This is a genomic window from Providencia sp. 21OH12SH02B-Prov (assembly GCF_027362595.1).
In the GTDB taxonomy this organism is placed as follows: domain Bacteria; phylum Pseudomonadota; class Gammaproteobacteria; order Enterobacterales; family Enterobacteriaceae; genus Providencia; species Providencia zhejiangensis.
In genome coordinates, this window is sequence record NZ_CP114796.1 from 2,604,597 (window position 1) to 2,622,426 (window position 17,830).

Below are 17,830 nucleotides of genomic sequence, written 5' to 3' on the forward strand. Positions count from 1 at the left end.
AATGAAACAATGGCTTCTAATTGCAGTCACTTTAATCATGAGCTTCACTGCTCACTCGGCAGAACGTATCATCACACTTGGTGGTGATGTCACTGAAATTGTTTTTGAGCTTGATGCAGGTTCACAAGTTGTTGCTCGGGATAGCACCAGCCTTCATCCCGCTCAAGCTGTTAAGCTACCCGATGTCGGTTATATGCGAATGCTCAACGCTGAAGGCGTACTTTCTATGCGCCCAACGCTTGTGCTAGCCAGTGAACTAGCAAAACCCTCAATCGCACTTTCCCAAATAGAAAAAAGTGGCGTAAAGATTATCAAAGTCACTGGTAAACCTGCATTAGAAGCCATTCCAGAAAAAATTACGACTGTTGCCAACGCAGTTGGCAAAACAGAACAAGGTCAACAGTTGGTGGAACAATTTAATCAACAAGTTGCCGCCGTAAATACGTCACCAATAGATAAAAAAGTATTATTTATCATGAGTCATGGTGGTGTACTCCCTCTTGCCGCTGGACAACAAACTGCCGCAGATAGCCTTATCAAAGCAACAGGGGCTAAAAATGCAATGACAGGCTTTAATAGCTATCGACCTTTATCACAAGAAGGGGTTATCGCGAGCCAACCTGACCTCATTATCGTGACTCATGAAGGCATTAAATCGTTAGGTGGAGAAGATAACGTTTGGAAACTCCCCGGATTAGCCATGACTCCGGCAGCAAAAAATAAAGCACTGATCGTTGTTGATGATATGGGAATGCTTGGTTTTAGTCTCGGTACGCCAAAAGTCATGCAGCAAATACGAGAGGCATTAGAGAAGTTTCAATGAATCGAATTAAACACCCAAGGTTAGCTATTGTTGTCCTTTTACTGGTTTTGAGCGTCATTGCCTTACTCGCTTCCAATACGGGTGCAATGAATGTTTCCTTTAAGACTCTGTGGCAAACACCAGCCACAGACCCCGTTTGGCAAATTTGGCTTAATATTCGCCTACCGCGTATCTTATTGGCTATTTTAGTCGGCTTAGCGCTTGCCGTTTCTGGCGCTATTATGCAAGGACTCTTCCGTAATCCTCTCGCCGACCCAAGCTTATTAGGGATCAGTAGCGGTGCGGCTTTATGCGTTGCCGCTTTTATCGTTTTTTCATTTTCATTGCCAAGTGTCTTACTTAACTATGGGCATATCGGTGCGGCTTTCATTGGCAGCCTTATTGTTTCAGTGATTATTTTTAGCTTGAATCGTTACTCTCATGGCAACCTGTCACGCTTATTACTTGCTGGTATTGCTATCAATGCATTATGTATGTCATTCATTGGGGTGTTAAGTTATATCAGTGATGACCAACAATTACGTACCTTTAGTTTATGGATGATGGGAACACTGGCGAATGTCGATTGGTCCTCACTGTCCATTGCCGCTAGTGTGATTTTACCTACCTGCTTTGTCTGCCTTTGGCAAGGTAATAAACTTAACCTACTTCAACTGGGTGATGAAGATGCGCACTATCTCGGATTAAACGTTGAACGCTCAAAATTTATTTTGCTTTTCCTCAGCGCTCTACTTGTCGGGTGCGCTGTCGCAATGAGTGGTGTGATTGGGTTTGTGGGATTAGTCGTGCCTCATCTCATTCGCATGACTCTGGGTCCAGATCATCGTTGGCTGATCCCTGGTTCCGCAATTGTTGGCGCAACGTTACTCCTAGTCGCAGATACTCTTGCAAGGATCGCGGTTTCCCCCGCTGAAATCCCAGTTGGGTTACTTACCGGTTTAATTGGTGGCCCTTACTTCTTATGGCTAATTTTACGTCAACCAACAGGGAGGGTTTAAAAACCATGACGACATCATCTCTCCTAGAGGCACGCAATCTCAGTTACCAAATCGGTGATAAGCGACTAATACAGGACATTAGTCTATCCATACAACCGCATGAAATGGTTGTCATTATTGGGCCTAACGGTGCAGGTAAATCCAGTCTACTAAAGCTATTAACTGGATTTACGCCCCCAACCACCGGCGAATGCTTATTAGAAGGCATAGCGCTGGGCCAATGGCAACACAAGGCATTAGCAAAAAAACGTGCGGTGATGAAGCAGCAAAATAGCCTATCATTTGCTTTTACCGTTGAAGACGTCGTTGCCATGGGGCGAAGCCCTTACGGTTCAGAGCATAAGCAACAAGCCATCGAAGAAGCTTTAACACAAACAGATTGTCTTGAACTACGCCAGCGTGATTTTCGCCAACTTTCAGGCGGTGAACAGCAACGGGTTCAACTTGCGCGAGTACTGGCGCAAGTATGGCAACCAAATACGACGCCAGCCTGTTTATTTCTGGACGAGCCAACATCTGCTCTTGACCTTTATCATCAACAACATAGCTTACGTTTATTGCATCAGCTAACTCGTGAGCGCCCATTTGGCGTATGTTGTGTTTTGCATGATCTCAACCTCACTGCACTTTATGCTGATCGGGTTTATTTAATTCATCAAGGGCAACTCGTTGCAGCAGGTACACCTGAACAGGTACTCACTACCGCAAATTTAACTCAATGGTATAAAGCCGATCTCGGTGTGATCTCACACCCAGAAATTGCAACACCTCACGTATACCTACGACGCTAACAATCTCTTAGGTTTCTTGGCGCATTTTATTCAAGAAACCCTCTTTCCTTTTTATCAATTTATCACGCCATACAGTCGCGACAAATATGCGTCATGACCGCTTCCCCCCTCTCCCATCACTGACCTTTTATTATCATCGATAAATGACTTTTCAGGTTGTTACCAATAAGTTAATACGAATTACTTGTCAAATTAACTTCCTAAAATTAAAAATACAGTTAATAACATTGAAGAATAAAAATTATAAAGCATTTACATTCATTACTATTAGCTCGGTATTTCCTAACGATTGATGGTTAAAATCGCGTCTCACTACAGATTTAAGCAAAATTAATTTTTCAATATTTTACTTGGTTAATAATTTCGAATGCTTCCGACAAAAAATTTGAATAAGGGGTCAGATAAGGATACAGATTGATTAAAATAAAACACACAACTCATATCATATTGATTTGAAATAATAAATAACATACACTAATGTATGTATAAAATTGACCGATTGGTAAAAACTATCGAAGTTATTATTATTCTCATTAAAAAAAAGCACGTTATGCCTATCGATATATCGGAAAAATAGGAAGAATAGATACTAATTTCTTTAGTTATTATTAGTTATTAATGAACAATAACCCATAGCAGTGGGAGGTAAATATGTCTGAGAGTGTAGTCAACGATATTGTTAAATGGCTGGAAAGTCAGTTACAACGCAATGAAGGCATCAAAATCGACACTATTGCCGATAAAAGTGGTTATTCTAAATGGCATTTACAGCGTGTTTTCAAAGAAATGAAAGGCTGCACGCTTGGCGAATACGTCCGTAAACGTCGTTTACTCGAAGCAGCAAAATCATTACGTGATGGTAATCTACCTATTTTAGATATTGCTCTACAGTATGGCTTTAGCTCACAAGCGACATTCACACGTATATTTAAAAAACATTTTGATATCACTCCAGCAAAATTTCGCCAAAGTGGTCAAATGCCTGAGTGTAAAACCTTTATGTCTTGCAATTGTAATAGCTAAGTAAATTTCAGTTGTATAGTTGAGTATTATTAATCCCCTTAACAATTTTTTCATTCCCTAAACATTGAAGTCTATGTCCGAGCCGGTAAATACCGGCTCTTTTTTATACCGCGTCAGCCCCACACTAACGTTGAATCTTTCTTTAAAAAGAGAAAAATTTCCGCCTGCTACTATTACGTTCGTTCCAATAATCGCTTAAGTTCGCTTTCTTTTTAAATAAAACGCTCGCTATGATCTTTTGACATTCTACAAAAAAAGCAATAACCTTCTTTCAATTATTCTACAGCGTTATAATTAAGTCACTCTTAAGTATATTTTAAAGGCTATTTGTGAAACACCCCAGATTATCTGAATGGTATAAAAATAAGTTACAAGATAAGATTGTAAAAATAAAAAACTTACTTATCTACATTATCCCTCTTATCATACTTATTATTTCATCTAAATTAATGTTGAAGGGATCAGGCTACGCCCATCCAACCCCTAGAGATATTACTCTCGTTTGTGCTCTTTATATTATTCTCTATGCATCCAAGAAAGCCTATGTATGGATAGGAATACCAATTGCTATTCTGTATGCAATTTATACGCCCATTGGCTTAACATTTGATAAACCGACATATCAATATTTTGCATCGGTTATTGCAACCGATGCGATCGAAGGGATTGAATTTTTTACACAGATTTCAATAGTAAATTATTTTTATGCCATATTAATTATTATTGGTATTTTAGCCTTTAAAAAATTATGCTCTAAGCTAAATATTAATTACTATCGCAACAAAACATTAATGATTGTTTTAGTCATAATCGCCTTGATTAATCAATCTCCATTTGAATATTTCTATAACGTTTATGAATCTGCCACCAAGGTGAAAGAAGAAATTATCACGCTACGTGATTTTACTAAATCTAGTGAGTGGGGAAAATCGACATTAGATAATAACCAACATTATGATGATTATGTGTTAATCATTGGTGAAAGTGTGCGCCGTGATTATATGGGAATTTACGGATACCCGATAAACAATACGCCATTTTTGAATCGCGTGAATAGTACCATTATTGATGGTTTAAACAGCGCAGATAACAACACCATTGGTTCATTGCGGTTAATGCTAACGTTATCGGATAAAGAAACAGTTAAACCAAATTACGGACTTAATATTGTTGGATTAGCTAAATCAGCGGGTTTTAAAACGTACTGGATATCTAATCAAGGTTATATTGGTCAACATGATACACCGATTACGTTTATCGCAAAACATGCCGATGTCAAAAGATTTAATAAACTTGGCGCATTTAATTCTAATGATGAGAGTGATTTTTCACTGATCCCTCTCTTTAAAAAAGAATTGACTAGCCCGACTCAAAAAAAACAAAAAAGGCTTTTTATTATACATCTCTATGGCTCTCACCCGAACCCATGTGGCAGAATTGAGGACTATGATAATCCGTTTACCACTAAAGATATTAAATATCACAATATCTCGTGTTATGTCGCTAGCATCAATAAAACAGATGAAGTGATTGAGGCAATTTACTCATTACTAGAAAAGCAATACAAACAAAAAGATCGTACATTCTCAGTGATTTATTTTGCTGACCATGGTCTTTCTCATCAAGACACAGAAGAACAAATAAAAATTATGCATGGAAAAACGAAATATGCGTATCGCGTACCTTTAATTCAGCTTTCTTCAGATCAGGTATCGACACAATATATTATCGCTAAAAAGTCAGGCATGATGTTTATTAATGGATTAGCAAGTTGGCTTGGTATTTCTAACCCACATTTAAAGGAAAGCTATCATTTATTTACTCCAGAGAGCGATGAAGAAGATTTTGGCTTAAGTGAAAAACTCGAAGCTAGAATGGATGATGCGATTAATATTCAAGGAAAATAAATAACGTTAACTGTTACTTGGCCTCCATTTATTTAGGTTCAATGGCTAAGTAACCGTTAACGAAAAGTGAATTTTATTTAGCTTAATTCGTGTATTAACCAACCTTCTAGGTCTGAAATTTGTTCAGCCAGTTCAGGCCACATCTGACGCATTTGTACAATCAGTTTACGGATAGTGTCAGTTTGATAAACTTGTTCGCTCAACTGCTGACTAAGCCATTCTAACGGTGATGGTTCAAGACTATCTGTGAAAAATTGGCAACGTTTAATGACCCCTTTCTCGATATCAAAATGAAACTCAATACCTCCCCAAGGGAAACGAGTATCACTGTAGTGAGTAAAAGCAGGTGCTTGCCCAAAATTCCACTCCCAACGACTTTGTTTCGCAAAAGTGTCACTAAAATTGGGTAAATCTGGCAGTTTTTCAGGGGAAATAAATTCAGCGTCAACAGTTTCGCCGTAATAATCGAAGAAACTTTGTATAATGCCTTCACACACCTTTTCATGGCTAATATCCGCGACCAATTCGCACAAATTAGCCACTCGTGAGCGAACCGAGGTGATCCCTTTCGCCTGTAATTTTTTGGGATCGGGATTGAGGTAATCAGCTAAACGGTTTAAATCTGAATTAATTAATAAAGTGCCATGATGAAAGCCTCTATCTTTTGTTTCACGGTACGCTGAGCCGGAGATTTTACGCGGCCCATCAATCGTATTTAAGATTAAATCATTGCGTCCAGAAACTTCAGCGTCGATCCCCACACGCATCAAACCATCAACAATAATTTTTGTCGATATACTTTTATCATATTCAGGTTTGCCCGCCATAAAGGTGAAACAGGTATTGCCTAAATCCTGAAAAACAGCCCCTCCTCCACTACTACGGCGAGCTAAGCGGACATTATCTTCTTCCATACGACGCGTGTTACATTCTTTCCATGGGTTCTGCGCGCGTCCAATGACGACGGTATCCGCATTGCGCCATAAAAACATGACCCGCTGGTCTGCTGGCATTTGGCGAAAAATAGTCTCTTCTACAGCAAGGTTAAACCAAGGATCGAACGATTCAGATATCAATAAACGTAAGCTAGACATAGTGCTACCTTAAAAGCAAAATTTGCTCTTAAGATAGCATAAATGAAGATAAAAATGAGGCAATGACAGTGAAATCAGATGCGACGAGCTTGCCAAAACACTTTTCGCCAATAGACGTTATCCATTGAAGAACGGATGACACCTTTACTGGTTGAAGCGTGAATAAAGGTATTATCTGTATCATAAATCCCAACATGTAAGCCATTTTCACCTGAACCGGTTTTGAAAAAAACCAAATCACCTGGCATTAAATCTGATTTATCAATACGGGTACCTAATCGGGTTTGATCTATCGTGGTACGAGGTAATTGAATGGCAAAACGATCATTAAAGGTTCGATAAACAAAACCAGAGCAATCAATACCGCTTTGACTCATCCCACCATAGTTATAAGGCGTGCCATACCACTGTTGTAATTGCTCCTTAAGTTGAGCAATTGTCATAATGGGATCCGATAATTGTGTTTTTAATGGCGGGGGCGGCGTCTTTTTTACCGATGTAGACGAACAGCCGATTAACACCAATGAAAACAATAATGGTAGATACTGCCATTTTATTATCATGCTGCACCCTGTGAATAAATCAGTGACATGTTTAATTTATTATCATAGCCGCTGAAAGATGAAAAATAAATAATCAGAAGTTTAAACTACCTCATTCTATTATTGAGACTTTGCTTTCACAGGTCGACTAATCAACCAGACGCCCAGAATAATAAAAGCAATTCCCCCTGCTTTTAGCCATGTCGCAGGCTCATTATACCAAGGCAAAATAACGGCTAATAGATAAACAAAAACATAGCTTAAGCTAATCAATGGATAGGCTTTATTAAGTGGAATTGATTTTAATGCCAATAGCCAACACAGCATCGATAAGGCATAACAAACTAAACCAACGCATACAATACTCAGATTAACCACATTGGTGATTAACCATTCGAGTTGCAACCAATGCCAGCCTAAAGTAAATGAAGGCAATCCCACAACGCCAGCTTTTAAGCTTAATTGTGCAATCGTGACTAATAGTGCGCTACCTATTACCCAAAAATAGCCTTTATTCATCCACTTATACTCATCAAGAAAATACCAAACATAATTGCCGCCACCCCTAACCAATGATTAAGACCTGTAGGTTCATGGTAAACAAATTGGCCAATTAAGGTAACTAACACAAAATTAATACTGAGCATAGGGTAAGCAATACTGAGTGGCATGCTTTCCAGTAGTTTTAACCAAAACAACATACCTAACCCAAGCATCAATACTGCTAGCAGCAGCCAACGAATGGCCGCTGCTGTTTTATTATGTTTATCACCTTGCCAACAGACAACGGCTTGTTTTTGTGCAATTTGCCCAAGACACGTTAGTACGCTGACGAAAAGCAATAGGAATAATTGTGCAATCATTGTTTGTGATATACCACTATCGCAATACGCGAATTACTAATGACTTCATCAGGTTTAGGAATGTCAGGTAATCCCTCTTTACGGCCGAGCAAGAAGACGACCGTTACTTGACCTTCTTGACGCGCTTTTGCTAGCCAAGCTGCAAATTGATCCGGTTTCACCAAACGATGTTGACTGTCTGGGTACTCTAGGCCGTAAGTCAATTCACCACTGCTATTATACAAGTAAATATTTGAGTTTTTAGTTTCCCAAGCCAGTCCAGCCGCAATACCAACGTTACTTGCCATTAAATATTTGCTATCCATCAATAAATCATGATGCTTATGAATAAAACTTTGTGGCAATTTTGAATTAATGGTGTTGTTTGGCAGAGCACTACCGATACATAAGCTTACTGCGAGTGAACAAGATGCAGCCCATAACCAATACTTCGCATTTAACACGGTACATAGGTAACCAATGATGCCCCAAATGGAGAAAGCAACGATACCAAGCACCATTTTCGACCACTCATCCGCTTCATACAAAGGACGCTTAATCACCGTTCCCGCCACAATAATTGCGATCACTGCTAGAACACCAATTGCAACATTGATGATCCCATTGGCTTTTAAAGCTTTCATTTTACCGCTACGCACACAATCCACACCATATTTGGCCATAAGTAATGCGAGCGGAGCCATAAATGGCAACATATACGTAGGAAGCTTACCGCGCGAGATACTGAAGAAAATAACTGGCACAATAAACCAACAAAACAAGAAAAACATATCTGGATTGGATTTACGCTCTTTCCAACCTTTAATTAGCGAGCCTGGTAGCAGACCAGCCCAAGGGATACTTCCTAACAGGATAATAGGAATGTAATACCAAAATGGGGCGATATGCTGAGCATCATCAGCGGTAAAACGCTTAATATGTTCTATCCAAAAGAAGTAATTCCAATAATCAGGCTCTTGCTTGGCGATAGATAGTGCCCAAGGTAAGCTAATGATTACTGCGGAAATAATCGCCAATGGCCCATACTTCACCATCTCTAAGAAGCGTTTTTGATAAAGGGTAATCGGTAACATCACAATCACAGGAATCGCTAATGCTAAGAAGCCTTTTGTCATAAAGGCCATCCCACACGCTAAACCAAGGCATATCCAAGCGCCTAGTTTTTCTTTTATCCCTCTCGCCTTCATCGCCCATAGGCAACAGTACATACTTGCCGCAATCCACAATGATAACATCGGGTCGAGTACACTGTATGTTCCTACGGCAAATACGAGAAACATAGACACATAGATGAAGCTGGCAACATAAGCTACATGATTGTTACGCCACATCATTTTTGCCATGCGATAAATCAGTAGCGCACTGAGCAAGATACAGAATACTGAACCAAAACGAACCGCAAAGTTAGTATCACCAAAGATCATTTGGCTGATATTGTTAATCCAATAGCCCGCAACAGGCTTTTCAAAATAGCGTATATCCAGCATATACGGCACGATCCAATCACCGCGTTGCAGCATTTCACGGCTAATTTCTGCGTATCGTGTTTCGTCTGGTTGCCAAAGTAAACGGCTATTTAACGGTAGCAAATAAGTTAAGATAAAAAAAAGAGCCAGCAGAGAGGCTCCTACTTTGCTCGCTCGGTTATTCAACATGCTTATACTATCCCTCTTCTTGGCAGCCAAGCCAGCCCTCACGCCCTGGGAATGGTGCACGAACCACTTTTCCTTTAGGCAGTGTGTTTATGTCTTCTGGCAGTAAATCACTCAATGTACAGAATTGGATTTCTTCTTGGGCAATTCGTTCCAATAATTGTGAAAATTGTTGTGATTTCGACATCCCTTCAACTTCGGTATGAATGGTGTAAACAGGCACACCTAGATCATCTTTAATGGCCTGTAGGATAAAATCATTAAAATCCTCATCACTCACAACAGTCCCAACAACTTCATCATAAGTGGGTAATGTGACAGGAATTTGTACTGTACCTATTGAACCATCTCGTAAAACAGGTCGAAATGGGTATTTACCACGACAGTCACTGTTGTAGTGAAACCCAAATTTTTGTTTAACTTCCAAGACACGCTCATCACCTCGCCACCCTGCAACAGCCGAACAGGTCACTGGTTGCCCAATCGCTTGCTGCAATGCATCGACCCCCAATTTAACTTGCTCAGTCAATTGAGCATCGCTCCATTTGGCGACTTTAGCTTGCCAACCTTGATGATCCCAAGCATGTAATCCAACCTCATGGCCTTCATCTAAGGTTTGTTTCATTAAATAGCCTAAATCTTTAGCTATTTTTTTGCCGGGCCACGCCGTACCCGCAAGTAAAATATCGAGTCCATATAAAGAAGCTGCATTCGACCTTAGCATTTTCCACAGGAATTTAGGACGCAAAAGGCGCCATAAATGGCGCCCCATATTATCGGGTCCTACACTGAAGAAAAAGCTGGCCTGAATATTATGCTGTTTAAGCACTTTGAGTAGCTGTGGTACACCTTCTAATGTGCCTCGATAGGTATCCACATCAATTCTCAAGCCAACTTTTTTCATTAGTTCTTACCTAATTCTTCCACTGCACCTTGCAAGAAGAAATCCAGCGTTTCTTCAATGGTATCTTTCATGTCAATGGTTGGCACCCACTCTAGCAGGCGACGCGCATTTTCAATACTTGGTTTACGATGCTCAACGTCTTGATAACCTTTACCATAGTAGCTGCTACTTTCAATTTCACGGAAGCCCGCAAACGGAGGGAAGTGGCCACGTAATGGGTGATTTTCAAAGCTTTCAAGCAACATTTCCGCTAACTGACGAATGCTCGCTTCGTTCGTTGGGTTACCGATATTGATAATCTGACCGTCACATTTACCATCTTTGTTTTCAATGATACGGAACAGTGCTTCAATACCATCTTTAATATCAGTAAAGCAGCGTTTTTGTTCACCACCATCCACCAACTTGATTGGCGAACCTTCAACTAAGTTCAAAATAAGTTGCGTGATAGCGCGTGAACTACCGATACGAGCCGAATTCAAGCTATCTAAACGTGGTCCCATCCAGTTAAATGGACGGAATAGTGTAAACTTCAAGCCTTCTTTCGCACCGTATGCCCAAATCACTCGGTCTAACAATTGTTTAGACACGGAATAGATCCAACGTTGTTTGTTGATTGGGCCAACAATCAAGCGTGATTCGTCTTCATCAAACTCTTTATCATCACACATACCATAAACTTCAGAGGTCGATGGGAAGATAATACGCTTGTTATATTTCACACAGTAACGCACAACTTTCAGGTTTTCTTCAAAGTCTAACTCAAAGACACGCAGTGGGTTACGCGTATATTCAATTGGCGTTGCAATGGCCACCAGCGGCAAAATGACATCACATTTTTTGATGTGATATTCGATCCATTCAGTATGAATGCTGACATCGCCTTCAATAAAGTGGAAACGTGGGTTACCAATGAAACGATCAATCGCCGATGAACTGATATCCATACCGTAAATATCATAATTATCATCTTGCAATAGACGCTCAGTTAAATGGTTACCGATAAACCCGTTAACACCAAGAATCAGAACACGCTTACGACGCTTGATTTGAGCGGTTGGCTTTGGTCCTACACGAACATCGGTGACGATGCCCATTTCGTTCGCCAGACGGTTTCCTTGCATATATAAGCCGGAATCGCCTTGTCCGCTAACGACTTCAATCGCACCTTCACCACAAGCGATACGCAGAGGATCGCTTGAGAGTACCGTTCCCGCACGTTTACCTTGATTGTCATCTAATACACGGGCACGCCAAATAACCATTTTACGCTCACCTAAATAGGTGAATGCTCCTGGATATGGTTCAGTCACTGCACGAACTAAGCAATCAATCTCTTTTGCAGAACGATTCCAATCGATCAAACCATCTTGCGCAGTACGACGACCAAAATAGGTTGCTTGGCTCTCATCTTGAGCGATCGCTTTATAGCTGCCCGCTTCAATTAATGGTAATGTTTTGTCTAACAAAACTTCAGCAGCTTCACGAACTTTTGCATGTAAAGTCAATGCGGTATCTGTGTCAGTAATCGCGACTTTTTCTTGCGCAATAATGTCACCAGCATCCGCTTTCGCAACCATTTTGTGTAATGTGACGCCAGTTTCTTTCTCACCGTTCAATAGCGCCCAGTTAATAGGTGCACGGCCACGGTATTTAGGTAATAAAGAACCATGTAGGTTAAATGCACCCTTAGGAGCGAGAGCCAACAGTTCTTCACTCAACATATCACGATAATAGAATGAGAAAATCACATCTGGTTTTAATTCACGAATACGTTCAATCCACAGTGGATGGTTCACGTTTTCTGGCGCGTAAACAGGAAGTTCCATGTCTGCGCTGACACGCGCTACTGAAGAGAAAAAGTGGTTTTCGTTAGGATCATCAGTGTGAGTAAAGACTGCCTGAATGTCGAAACCTGCTTTTTTAAGCGCTTTCAGCCCTACACAGCCAATATCATGATAGGCAAAAACAATAGCTTTCATTAGTTTTCTTCCTGATTTTTGTCAGTCTTATCACTAGCACCGACGACTTTTTGAATAAAATAACGGGGTCTCGCGCGCACATCATTATAAATTCTGCCGATATACTCACCTAGTAAGCCCATCGCGACAAATTGTGCACCGATAAACATAAACAGTATGGCGAACAGTGTGAATACGCCGTCGGCAGCCCAAGTTGCACCGAAGAGTAGACGTAATACAATTAACAACACTGCTAGCAAGAAACCACCGACTGCAATAATACTACCAACGACACTTAACAAACGTAGAGGCGCCGTTGTTAAACAAGTCAGTAGGTCATACATTAAATTAATCAGCTTCATAAAGCTGTATTTTGAATCACCAAACTCACGTTCAGCATGAGCGACATCAATTTCAATGGTTCTACGCGCAAACGTATTTGCTAAAATTGGAATAAATGTGCTTCTTTCATGGCATTGCAACATCGCATCAATAATGTGACGACGATAAGCGCGTAACATACAACCGTAATCGCCCATTGAGCGGCCAGTTGCTTTCGTGATCATCGCATTAATCATTTTAGATGCGGTTTTACGGAACCAAGAATCCTGACGATTTGCTCGGCGCGTACCAACTACATCATAACCTTGAGCCGCAGTTTGGACTAAACGTGGGATCTCTTCTGGAGGGTTTTGCAAATCTGCATCCAGAGTGATAACTAAATCACCATCTGCCTGATTAAAACCAGCCATAATTGCAGAGTGCTGCCCATAATTACGATTCAAAATAATCGCGATAACGTGGTTATCAGGATTTTCTGCCGCCTCAGTTAACATTTTAGCTGAACGGTCGCTACTGCCATCATCAACTAAAATTAACTCATAATCTTGCGTAAGTTGTTTACATGATTTAATTGTACGCTCAAGTAACTGAGGAAGACTTTGCTCTTCATTATAAACAGGGATTACAACAGAGACCTTTTTGATCTCTTCAAATTCATCTACAAATGACACTATTTTGACTCCAAAAGGATTTCATTTATCGCTTTAACAACCCGGTCAACATCTGCATCAGACATATCAGGGAAGAGAGGCAGAGAACAAAGCGTCGCGGTGTTCCATTCTGACTCTACAAGTGAGAGTTGCGGATATTTCTCACGGTAATATTTCTGTGTATGTGCTGCACGGAAATGCAAACCTGTACCGATATCATACGCTTTCAATTTTTCCATAAAGCTATCTCTATCAATACCACAGACATTTTTATCAACACGCACCATAAATAAGTGATTGGCGTGTAAATGCGGGTATTCAGGAACTGAAAGCATTTGCAATGGCGAATTTTTCAGCGCTTCACGGTAACGTGCCACCAATTGTGCGCGTCGTTGATTCATCTCTTCAACACGGGACAACTGAACAACAGCTATCGCAGCATGAATATCAGATAAATTATATTTTAGACCGGGTTCAACCACTTCGGCTTGTGGTTTTCGTCCTTGCATTTGTCTATCAAAAGCGTCAACACCAAGTCCATGGAATTTCAATGTACGAACACGTTGCGCCAGCTCGTCGTCATCAGTAACAACAAGACCACCTTCTGCACAGGTGACATTTTTAATGGCATGGAAAGAAAAAATGGCCGTGCCGTGTTGACCAACCCATTCCTCTTTATAACGGGTACCGACCGCATGGGCAGCATCTTCAATTAATGGAACCCCCGCCTTTTGCGCAATAGCGCGTAAAGCGTCGAGATCACAAGGAGCACCTGCATAATGCACAGGAATTATCGCTTTCGTTTTCGCAGTGAGCGCTTTTTCTACCGCGTCAGGTTGCACCATTAGTGTATCACGGTCGACATCGATCATAACCGGTGTCGCACCTAGTAACTCAATCATATTGAGGGTGGATACCCACGTTTGTGAAGGAGTGATAACTTCATCGCCGGGACCAATCCCCAATGCCATTAACACAACGTGCATACCCGCAGTGGCTGAAGCTAATGCTATGGCATGCTTGCAACCATAACGCTCACAAAAATCTTGCTCTAACTGGTGGTTCTGAGGACCCGTAGTGATCCACCCCGAACGCAGAACTTTCTCTACTGCCTTAACCTCTTCGTCACCGATTGCCGGTTTTGAAAACGGAAGGAAATTGCTCATATAGTTTGCAGCCTAATTTTTTTATTAAGAAGAGAGTATTCTAGTCAAAGTTACTTTAACCGAACATCAACACCTGAAAACATTTATTATTACATAAAGCATAACCAAACAGACGATTAAAACAATTTTTCTACTCATCGTCAAAACTAATTACTCGCCAACTTTTGGCATCATTATTTGTGATTAAACTTATTTTACTTGCAAATATCTCAGATAAATTAACCTCAGTCATAACTTGCTCAGGTTTACCTGAAAAAATAATTTTACCTTCTTTTAACATCCAAATTCGGTTGGCATGTTGATAAGAGTGGCTAAGGTTATGACCACTCATTATAACCGTTCCTTGGCAATCACAAAAATATTTCGCCCATTTATCGAATCTGGATTGTTGAATAATATCCAAATTGTTCGTTGGCTCATCAAATAGGATAAATTTTCCACTTAAATCTTGACGATCCCAAACTTGCAAAAAAGTTGCAATAATACGTACTCGCTGCCACTCACCACCTGAAAGTTGTGCAATAGGTTTCATGAGCAACGATGTTAACTGAAAATCTCGGCATAGTTCCTCAAACAGTGCAATTTGATAATCCGTTGACGAATGGAAAAGGGTTAAATATTGAAACACCTTTAAAATAGGCTGTGTCGCAACTTGCTGAGGAAAATAGGCTCGCTGTTGACGTAGATCTTGAGTTCGATACTCTTTAAGTGCCCTACCATTGATATTTAACTGACCTGTAAAATTCAAAAAACCGCTCATCCCATTCAACAACGTACTTTTACCAGCCCCATTTGCGCCGAGTATATGGATTTGCTCACCCGGAAATACGGATTCATTAATATTGATAAGTCGATGGTCTATTGAAAATTGAATTAGCTCAATGGTGGGTTGTTCATTCATGCTCATATTTATCGCCATTGGTTATTACGCGCTAAAAGCCAAATAAAAATAGGGGCTCCTAAGGTTGCCGTTATCACGCCAATTGGCACTTCGGCATTAGCAATTAATATTCGGGACAAAATATCGGCTAATAATAACCCGCCTGCCCCCGCAATGGCACATCCTGGTAATAATGTGCGATTATCCGTCAAGCCAATTAAACGTAAAACATGTGGGATCACCAAACCGACAAAACTGATAGCCCCTGCAATAGCAACACTCAATCCAATTAAAACCCCTGTTGCTATAATTAATACAAGGCGCCAACGATGATGAGAAAAACCAAGTTGATAAGCTTGTAACGAACCGAGGGACAAATAATTAAGTGTATTACCTTGGCAAATAGCCCATAACAAAAAAGGAGCACATGCCACAATTAATCCAAATTGACGCCAATCGATACCGCTAAAACTGCCCATCATCCAATAAAGTAGCTGACGCAAATCCAAGTTACTACTCATGTAAACCATCCATGTCATGATGGCACCGCATATTACGCCAAGGGCAACCCCTACAAGCAACAAGCTACTATTATTAAAATGTTTTACACGTGCGAAAAAAGATAATAGTAAGGTTAATAATAATGCACCAATAATGGCACCAACACTGATTAACCCATACTGAGTGATGCCATGGGATAATAAGACGGTCAATACGACTGCTACCCCCGCCCCATTACTGATACCCAATAGCCCTGGTTCCGCCAATGGGTTTTCAAATAGGGCTTGCATAATAGCCCCCGTCACCGCCAAAGATGCACCAATCGTAATAACAGCCAATAAGCGAGGAAAACGAATTTGCCAAACAAATAATTGCGCTGCCTCTTCACGCCATTGATGAGGCCATAACCACACTTCCCCCGCACAAAGAGAAAATAGTGCGATCACTATCAGCAATAGCCCTAGTACAGCAATACGTCGGCAGTCTGTTTTACGCTGTTTGGTCTGTAAGTATTCAACCGATTGATTCATTTAAAAATTATCTGATTTTTCCAATGGATTAAAGGATTATAGCTTTTTATGAAAGCAAAACCAAAGCAACGATTTTATGCTCCAGCTTAGTTCTAAGATCATTATTAAATAAGGTATTATATGGCTATAAAAACTTCAAACACTCCAATAAATAACCCCGTATCGTTGATTGAACCCGTCTTTCATCATGAGCAAAAAGGCTTTCTGGCTTCTATTCGCAAGATCATTAATTGTTGTAAAAGTTACTTTGGCATTCCTGCTCAATATCAGCATGAGTTAATAGAACAAAAAAATAAATCTATTGAGCCAATAAGTATCAAAAGATTAGATATACAGGAGCAAGAATCTTTGTTGCCACCTTCGCATTATAAAACATTTGATGAATTACAAGAGATGGAATCAAGAATAACACAACAACAAACAGCAAAACGGATTGAAAAACATAATGTATGCGCTATCAATGAATATATTGGTATCGCTTATGAAGATCGCCTTAAATACCAACAAATTAATGAGATTGGTACGGCTATTTTATCTCATCCAAATTACTTACATGAAACAGGACCCTTTCGAATCTCAGGCAACAAACAGAGAGTTGAAATAATATTGCAGCATCTCGCTAGTAATAAATCTATTGATTCCTTTTTTATTCAACAAAATAATATTGAAGTATCTGATCTAACATCAGCATATAAAAAATTAGTTGGCAACGTGTTAGATGGCTCATCAAGTGAACGAAAAACATTATCGACTCTCTTCACAAAATATCATGATGCCGTCGTAAACAAAGCCACCGTTAAACGTTTTATTGAAACAAAACCAACATTAGCAACAAGCGAAAATCATATTTTAGCCGTTTCTGATACAAAAATTGCAGACTCACTGCCACCACTAAAAAAACAGCCATTGATATTACAAATAGCAGTACCTCTGCTGATCGAAATTGGCCGTCATGCAGAAAAACACCAGATGACCCCAGAAAATTTATCGATTGCCTTTGCCCCGACTCTCGATAGAACCGATTATTCTAAAACAACGGGAAATCCGCTTGATCAACTCAAACAAATAGAACTTGCACAATTACCGATTCATTATTTTAGCGCATTGTTGCATAGATAGACGTCTGAATATAAATTTTTGCACCTTTAAATCTATAGCTACCGATACCATTGGTAGCTATTTAAAATATCGATAAATACATTC

General features: G+C 40.1%; 17 protein-coding genes. 6 read left to right on the top strand and 11 right to left on the bottom strand.

From position 1 onward, the window contains the following. Position 1: 1 nt before the first annotated feature. The 5 genes from O7C57_RS12270 (at position 2) to O7C57_RS12290 (ending at position 5,542) form a co-directional block, all read left to right on the top strand. Entirely contained in the window at positions 2-823 is an 822-nt protein-coding gene (locus tag O7C57_RS12270; protein WP_154622094.1) for a heme/hemin ABC transporter substrate-binding protein, read from the top strand. After that, positions 820-1,821, top strand: coding sequence for a FecCD family ABC transporter permease (locus tag O7C57_RS12275; RefSeq protein WP_154622095.1), 1,002 nt, complete (start codon positions 820-822; stop codon positions 1,819-1,821). The genes O7C57_RS12270 and O7C57_RS12275 overlap by 4 nt, the downstream gene beginning before the upstream one ends. A 5-nt stretch (positions 1,822-1,826) precedes the next feature. Beyond that, positions 1,827-2,612, top strand: coding sequence for a heme ABC transporter ATP-binding protein (locus O7C57_RS12280; RefSeq protein WP_154622096.1), 786 nt, complete (start codon positions 1,827-1,829; stop codon positions 2,610-2,612). 651 nt (positions 2,613-3,263) lie between these two features. After that, positions 3,264-3,635 (top strand): helix-turn-helix domain-containing protein, encoded by a 372-nt coding sequence (locus O7C57_RS12285; RefSeq protein ID WP_154622097.1) that lies wholly within the window; start codon positions 3,264-3,266, stop codon positions 3,633-3,635. A 329-nt stretch (positions 3,636-3,964) separates the two neighbouring features. Further along, positions 3,965-5,542 (top strand): phosphoethanolamine transferase, encoded by a 1,578-nt coding sequence (locus tag O7C57_RS12290; RefSeq protein WP_154635596.1) that lies wholly within the window; start codon positions 3,965-3,967, stop codon positions 5,540-5,542. A 77-nt stretch (positions 5,543-5,619) separates the two neighbouring features. On the opposite strand, the gene O7C57_RS12295 is transcribed toward O7C57_RS12290, so the two are convergent. From O7C57_RS12295 to btuC, 11 genes are all read right to left on the bottom strand, one after another. After that, on the bottom strand, positions 5,620-6,636 hold the full coding sequence (locus O7C57_RS12295; RefSeq protein ID WP_196713017.1) for a lipoate--protein ligase: 1,017 nt from the start codon (positions 6,634-6,636) through the stop codon (positions 5,620-5,622). 74 nt (positions 6,637-6,710) lie between these two features. Beyond that, positions 6,711-7,199, bottom strand: coding sequence for a C40 family peptidase (locus O7C57_RS12300; protein WP_154623366.1), 489 nt, complete (start codon positions 7,197-7,199; stop codon positions 6,711-6,713). A gap of 99 nt (positions 7,200-7,298) precedes the next feature. After that, the gene (arnF, locus tag O7C57_RS12305; protein WP_154623365.1) at positions 7,299-7,697 is read right to left on the bottom strand and encodes a 4-amino-4-deoxy-L-arabinose-phosphoundecaprenol flippase subunit ArnF; all 399 of its coding nucleotides are present in this window, start codon (positions 7,695-7,697) and stop codon (positions 7,299-7,301) included. Further along, positions 7,694-8,041 (bottom strand): 4-amino-4-deoxy-L-arabinose-phosphoundecaprenol flippase subunit ArnE, encoded by a 348-nt coding sequence (gene arnE, locus O7C57_RS12310; RefSeq protein ID WP_154623364.1) that lies wholly within the window; start codon positions 8,039-8,041, stop codon positions 7,694-7,696. Before arnE ends, arnF begins: the two co-directional genes overlap by 4 nt. Further along, a complete protein-coding gene (gene arnT, locus O7C57_RS12315; RefSeq protein WP_163862041.1) occupies positions 8,038-9,696 on the bottom strand; it encodes a lipid IV(A) 4-amino-4-deoxy-L-arabinosyltransferase in 1,659 nt (552 codons plus the stop codon). The genes arnE and arnT overlap by 4 nt, the downstream gene beginning before the upstream one ends. Before the next feature lie 7 nt (positions 9,697-9,703). Next, positions 9,704-10,597 (bottom strand): 4-deoxy-4-formamido-L-arabinose-phosphoundecaprenol deformylase, encoded by an 894-nt coding sequence (gene arnD / locus O7C57_RS12320; RefSeq protein WP_154623362.1) that lies wholly within the window; start codon positions 10,595-10,597, stop codon positions 9,704-9,706. Then, positions 10,597-12,579 (bottom strand): bifunctional UDP-4-amino-4-deoxy-L-arabinose formyltransferase/UDP-glucuronic acid oxidase ArnA, encoded by a 1,983-nt coding sequence (gene arnA, locus O7C57_RS12325; protein ID WP_154623361.1) that lies wholly within the window; start codon positions 12,577-12,579, stop codon positions 10,597-10,599. The genes arnD and arnA overlap by 1 nt, the downstream gene beginning before the upstream one ends. Beyond that, on the bottom strand, positions 12,579-13,571 hold the full coding sequence (gene arnC, locus O7C57_RS12330; RefSeq protein WP_163862047.1) for an undecaprenyl-phosphate 4-deoxy-4-formamido-L-arabinose transferase: 993 nt from the start codon (positions 13,569-13,571) through the stop codon (positions 12,579-12,581). Before arnC ends, arnA begins: the two co-directional genes overlap by 1 nt. Beyond that, complete coding sequence (gene arnB / locus O7C57_RS12335) at positions 13,571-14,716, bottom strand: UDP-4-amino-4-deoxy-L-arabinose aminotransferase (protein WP_154623360.1); 1,146 nt, start codon at positions 14,714-14,716, stop codon at positions 13,571-13,573. Before arnB ends, arnC begins: the two co-directional genes overlap by 1 nt. A 130-nt stretch (positions 14,717-14,846) precedes the next feature. Then, positions 14,847-15,623, bottom strand: coding sequence for an ATP-binding cassette domain-containing protein (locus O7C57_RS12340; RefSeq protein WP_231131755.1), 777 nt, complete (start codon positions 15,621-15,623; stop codon positions 14,847-14,849). Positions 15,624-15,625: 2 nt separating this feature from the next. After that, positions 15,626-16,627, bottom strand: a complete 1,002-nt coding sequence (gene btuC, locus O7C57_RS12345) for a vitamin B12 ABC transporter permease BtuC (protein ID WP_269723187.1) — start codon at positions 16,625-16,627, stop codon at positions 15,626-15,628. A 120-nt stretch (positions 16,628-16,747) separates the two neighbouring features. On the opposite strand from btuC, the gene O7C57_RS12350 reads away from it, so the two are divergent. Next, positions 16,748-17,746 (top strand): RhoGAP domain-containing protein, encoded by a 999-nt coding sequence (locus tag O7C57_RS12350; protein WP_269723188.1) that lies wholly within the window; start codon positions 16,748-16,750, stop codon positions 17,744-17,746. Positions 17,747-17,830: the final 84 nt, after the last annotated feature.

Bases quoted from the DNA above. Each gene is read 5' to 3' on its own strand.
- O7C57_RS12275 (WP_154622095.1), top strand. From the start codon at position 820: ATGAATCGAATTAAACACCCAAGGTTAGCTATTGTTGTCCTTTTACTG.
- arnA (WP_154623361.1), bottom strand. From the start codon at position 12,579: ATGAAAGCTATTGTTTTTGCCTATCATGATATTGGCTGTGTAGGGCTG.
- O7C57_RS12285 (WP_154622097.1), top strand. From the start codon at position 3,264: ATGTCTGAGAGTGTAGTCAACGATATTGTTAAATGGCTGGAAAGTCAG.
- arnB (WP_154623360.1), bottom strand. From the start codon at position 14,716: ATGAGCAATTTCCTTCCGTTTTCAAAACCGGCAATCGGTGACGAAGAG.
- arnD (WP_154623362.1), bottom strand. From the start codon at position 10,597: ATGAAAAAAGTTGGCTTGAGAATTGATGTGGATACCTATCGAGGCACA.
- O7C57_RS12295 (WP_196713017.1), bottom strand. From the start codon at position 6,636: ATGTCTAGCTTACGTTTATTGATATCTGAATCGTTCGATCCTTGGTTT.
- O7C57_RS12270 (WP_154622094.1), top strand. From the start codon at position 2: ATGAAACAATGGCTTCTAATTGCAGTCACTTTAATCATGAGCTTCACT.
- O7C57_RS12300 (WP_154623366.1), bottom strand. From the start codon at position 7,199: ATGATAATAAAATGGCAGTATCTACCATTATTGTTTTCATTGGTGTTA.
- arnE (WP_154623364.1), bottom strand. From the start codon at position 8,041: ATGATTGCACAATTATTCCTATTGCTTTTCGTCAGCGTACTAACGTGT.
- btuC (WP_269723187.1), bottom strand. From the start codon at position 16,627: ATGAATCAATCGGTTGAATACTTACAGACCAAACAGCGTAAAACAGAC.
- O7C57_RS12350 (WP_269723188.1), top strand. From the start codon at position 16,748: ATGGCTATAAAAACTTCAAACACTCCAATAAATAACCCCGTATCGTTG.
- O7C57_RS12280 (WP_154622096.1), top strand. From the start codon at position 1,827: ATGACGACATCATCTCTCCTAGAGGCACGCAATCTCAGTTACCAAATC.
- arnT (WP_163862041.1), bottom strand. From the start codon at position 9,696: ATGTTGAATAACCGAGCGAGCAAAGTAGGAGCCTCTCTGCTGGCTCTT.
- arnF (WP_154623365.1), bottom strand. From the start codon at position 7,697: ATGAATAAAGGCTATTTTTGGGTAATAGGTAGCGCACTATTAGTCACG.
- O7C57_RS12340 (WP_231131755.1), bottom strand. From the start codon at position 15,623: ATGAGCATGAATGAACAACCCACCATTGAGCTAATTCAATTTTCAATA.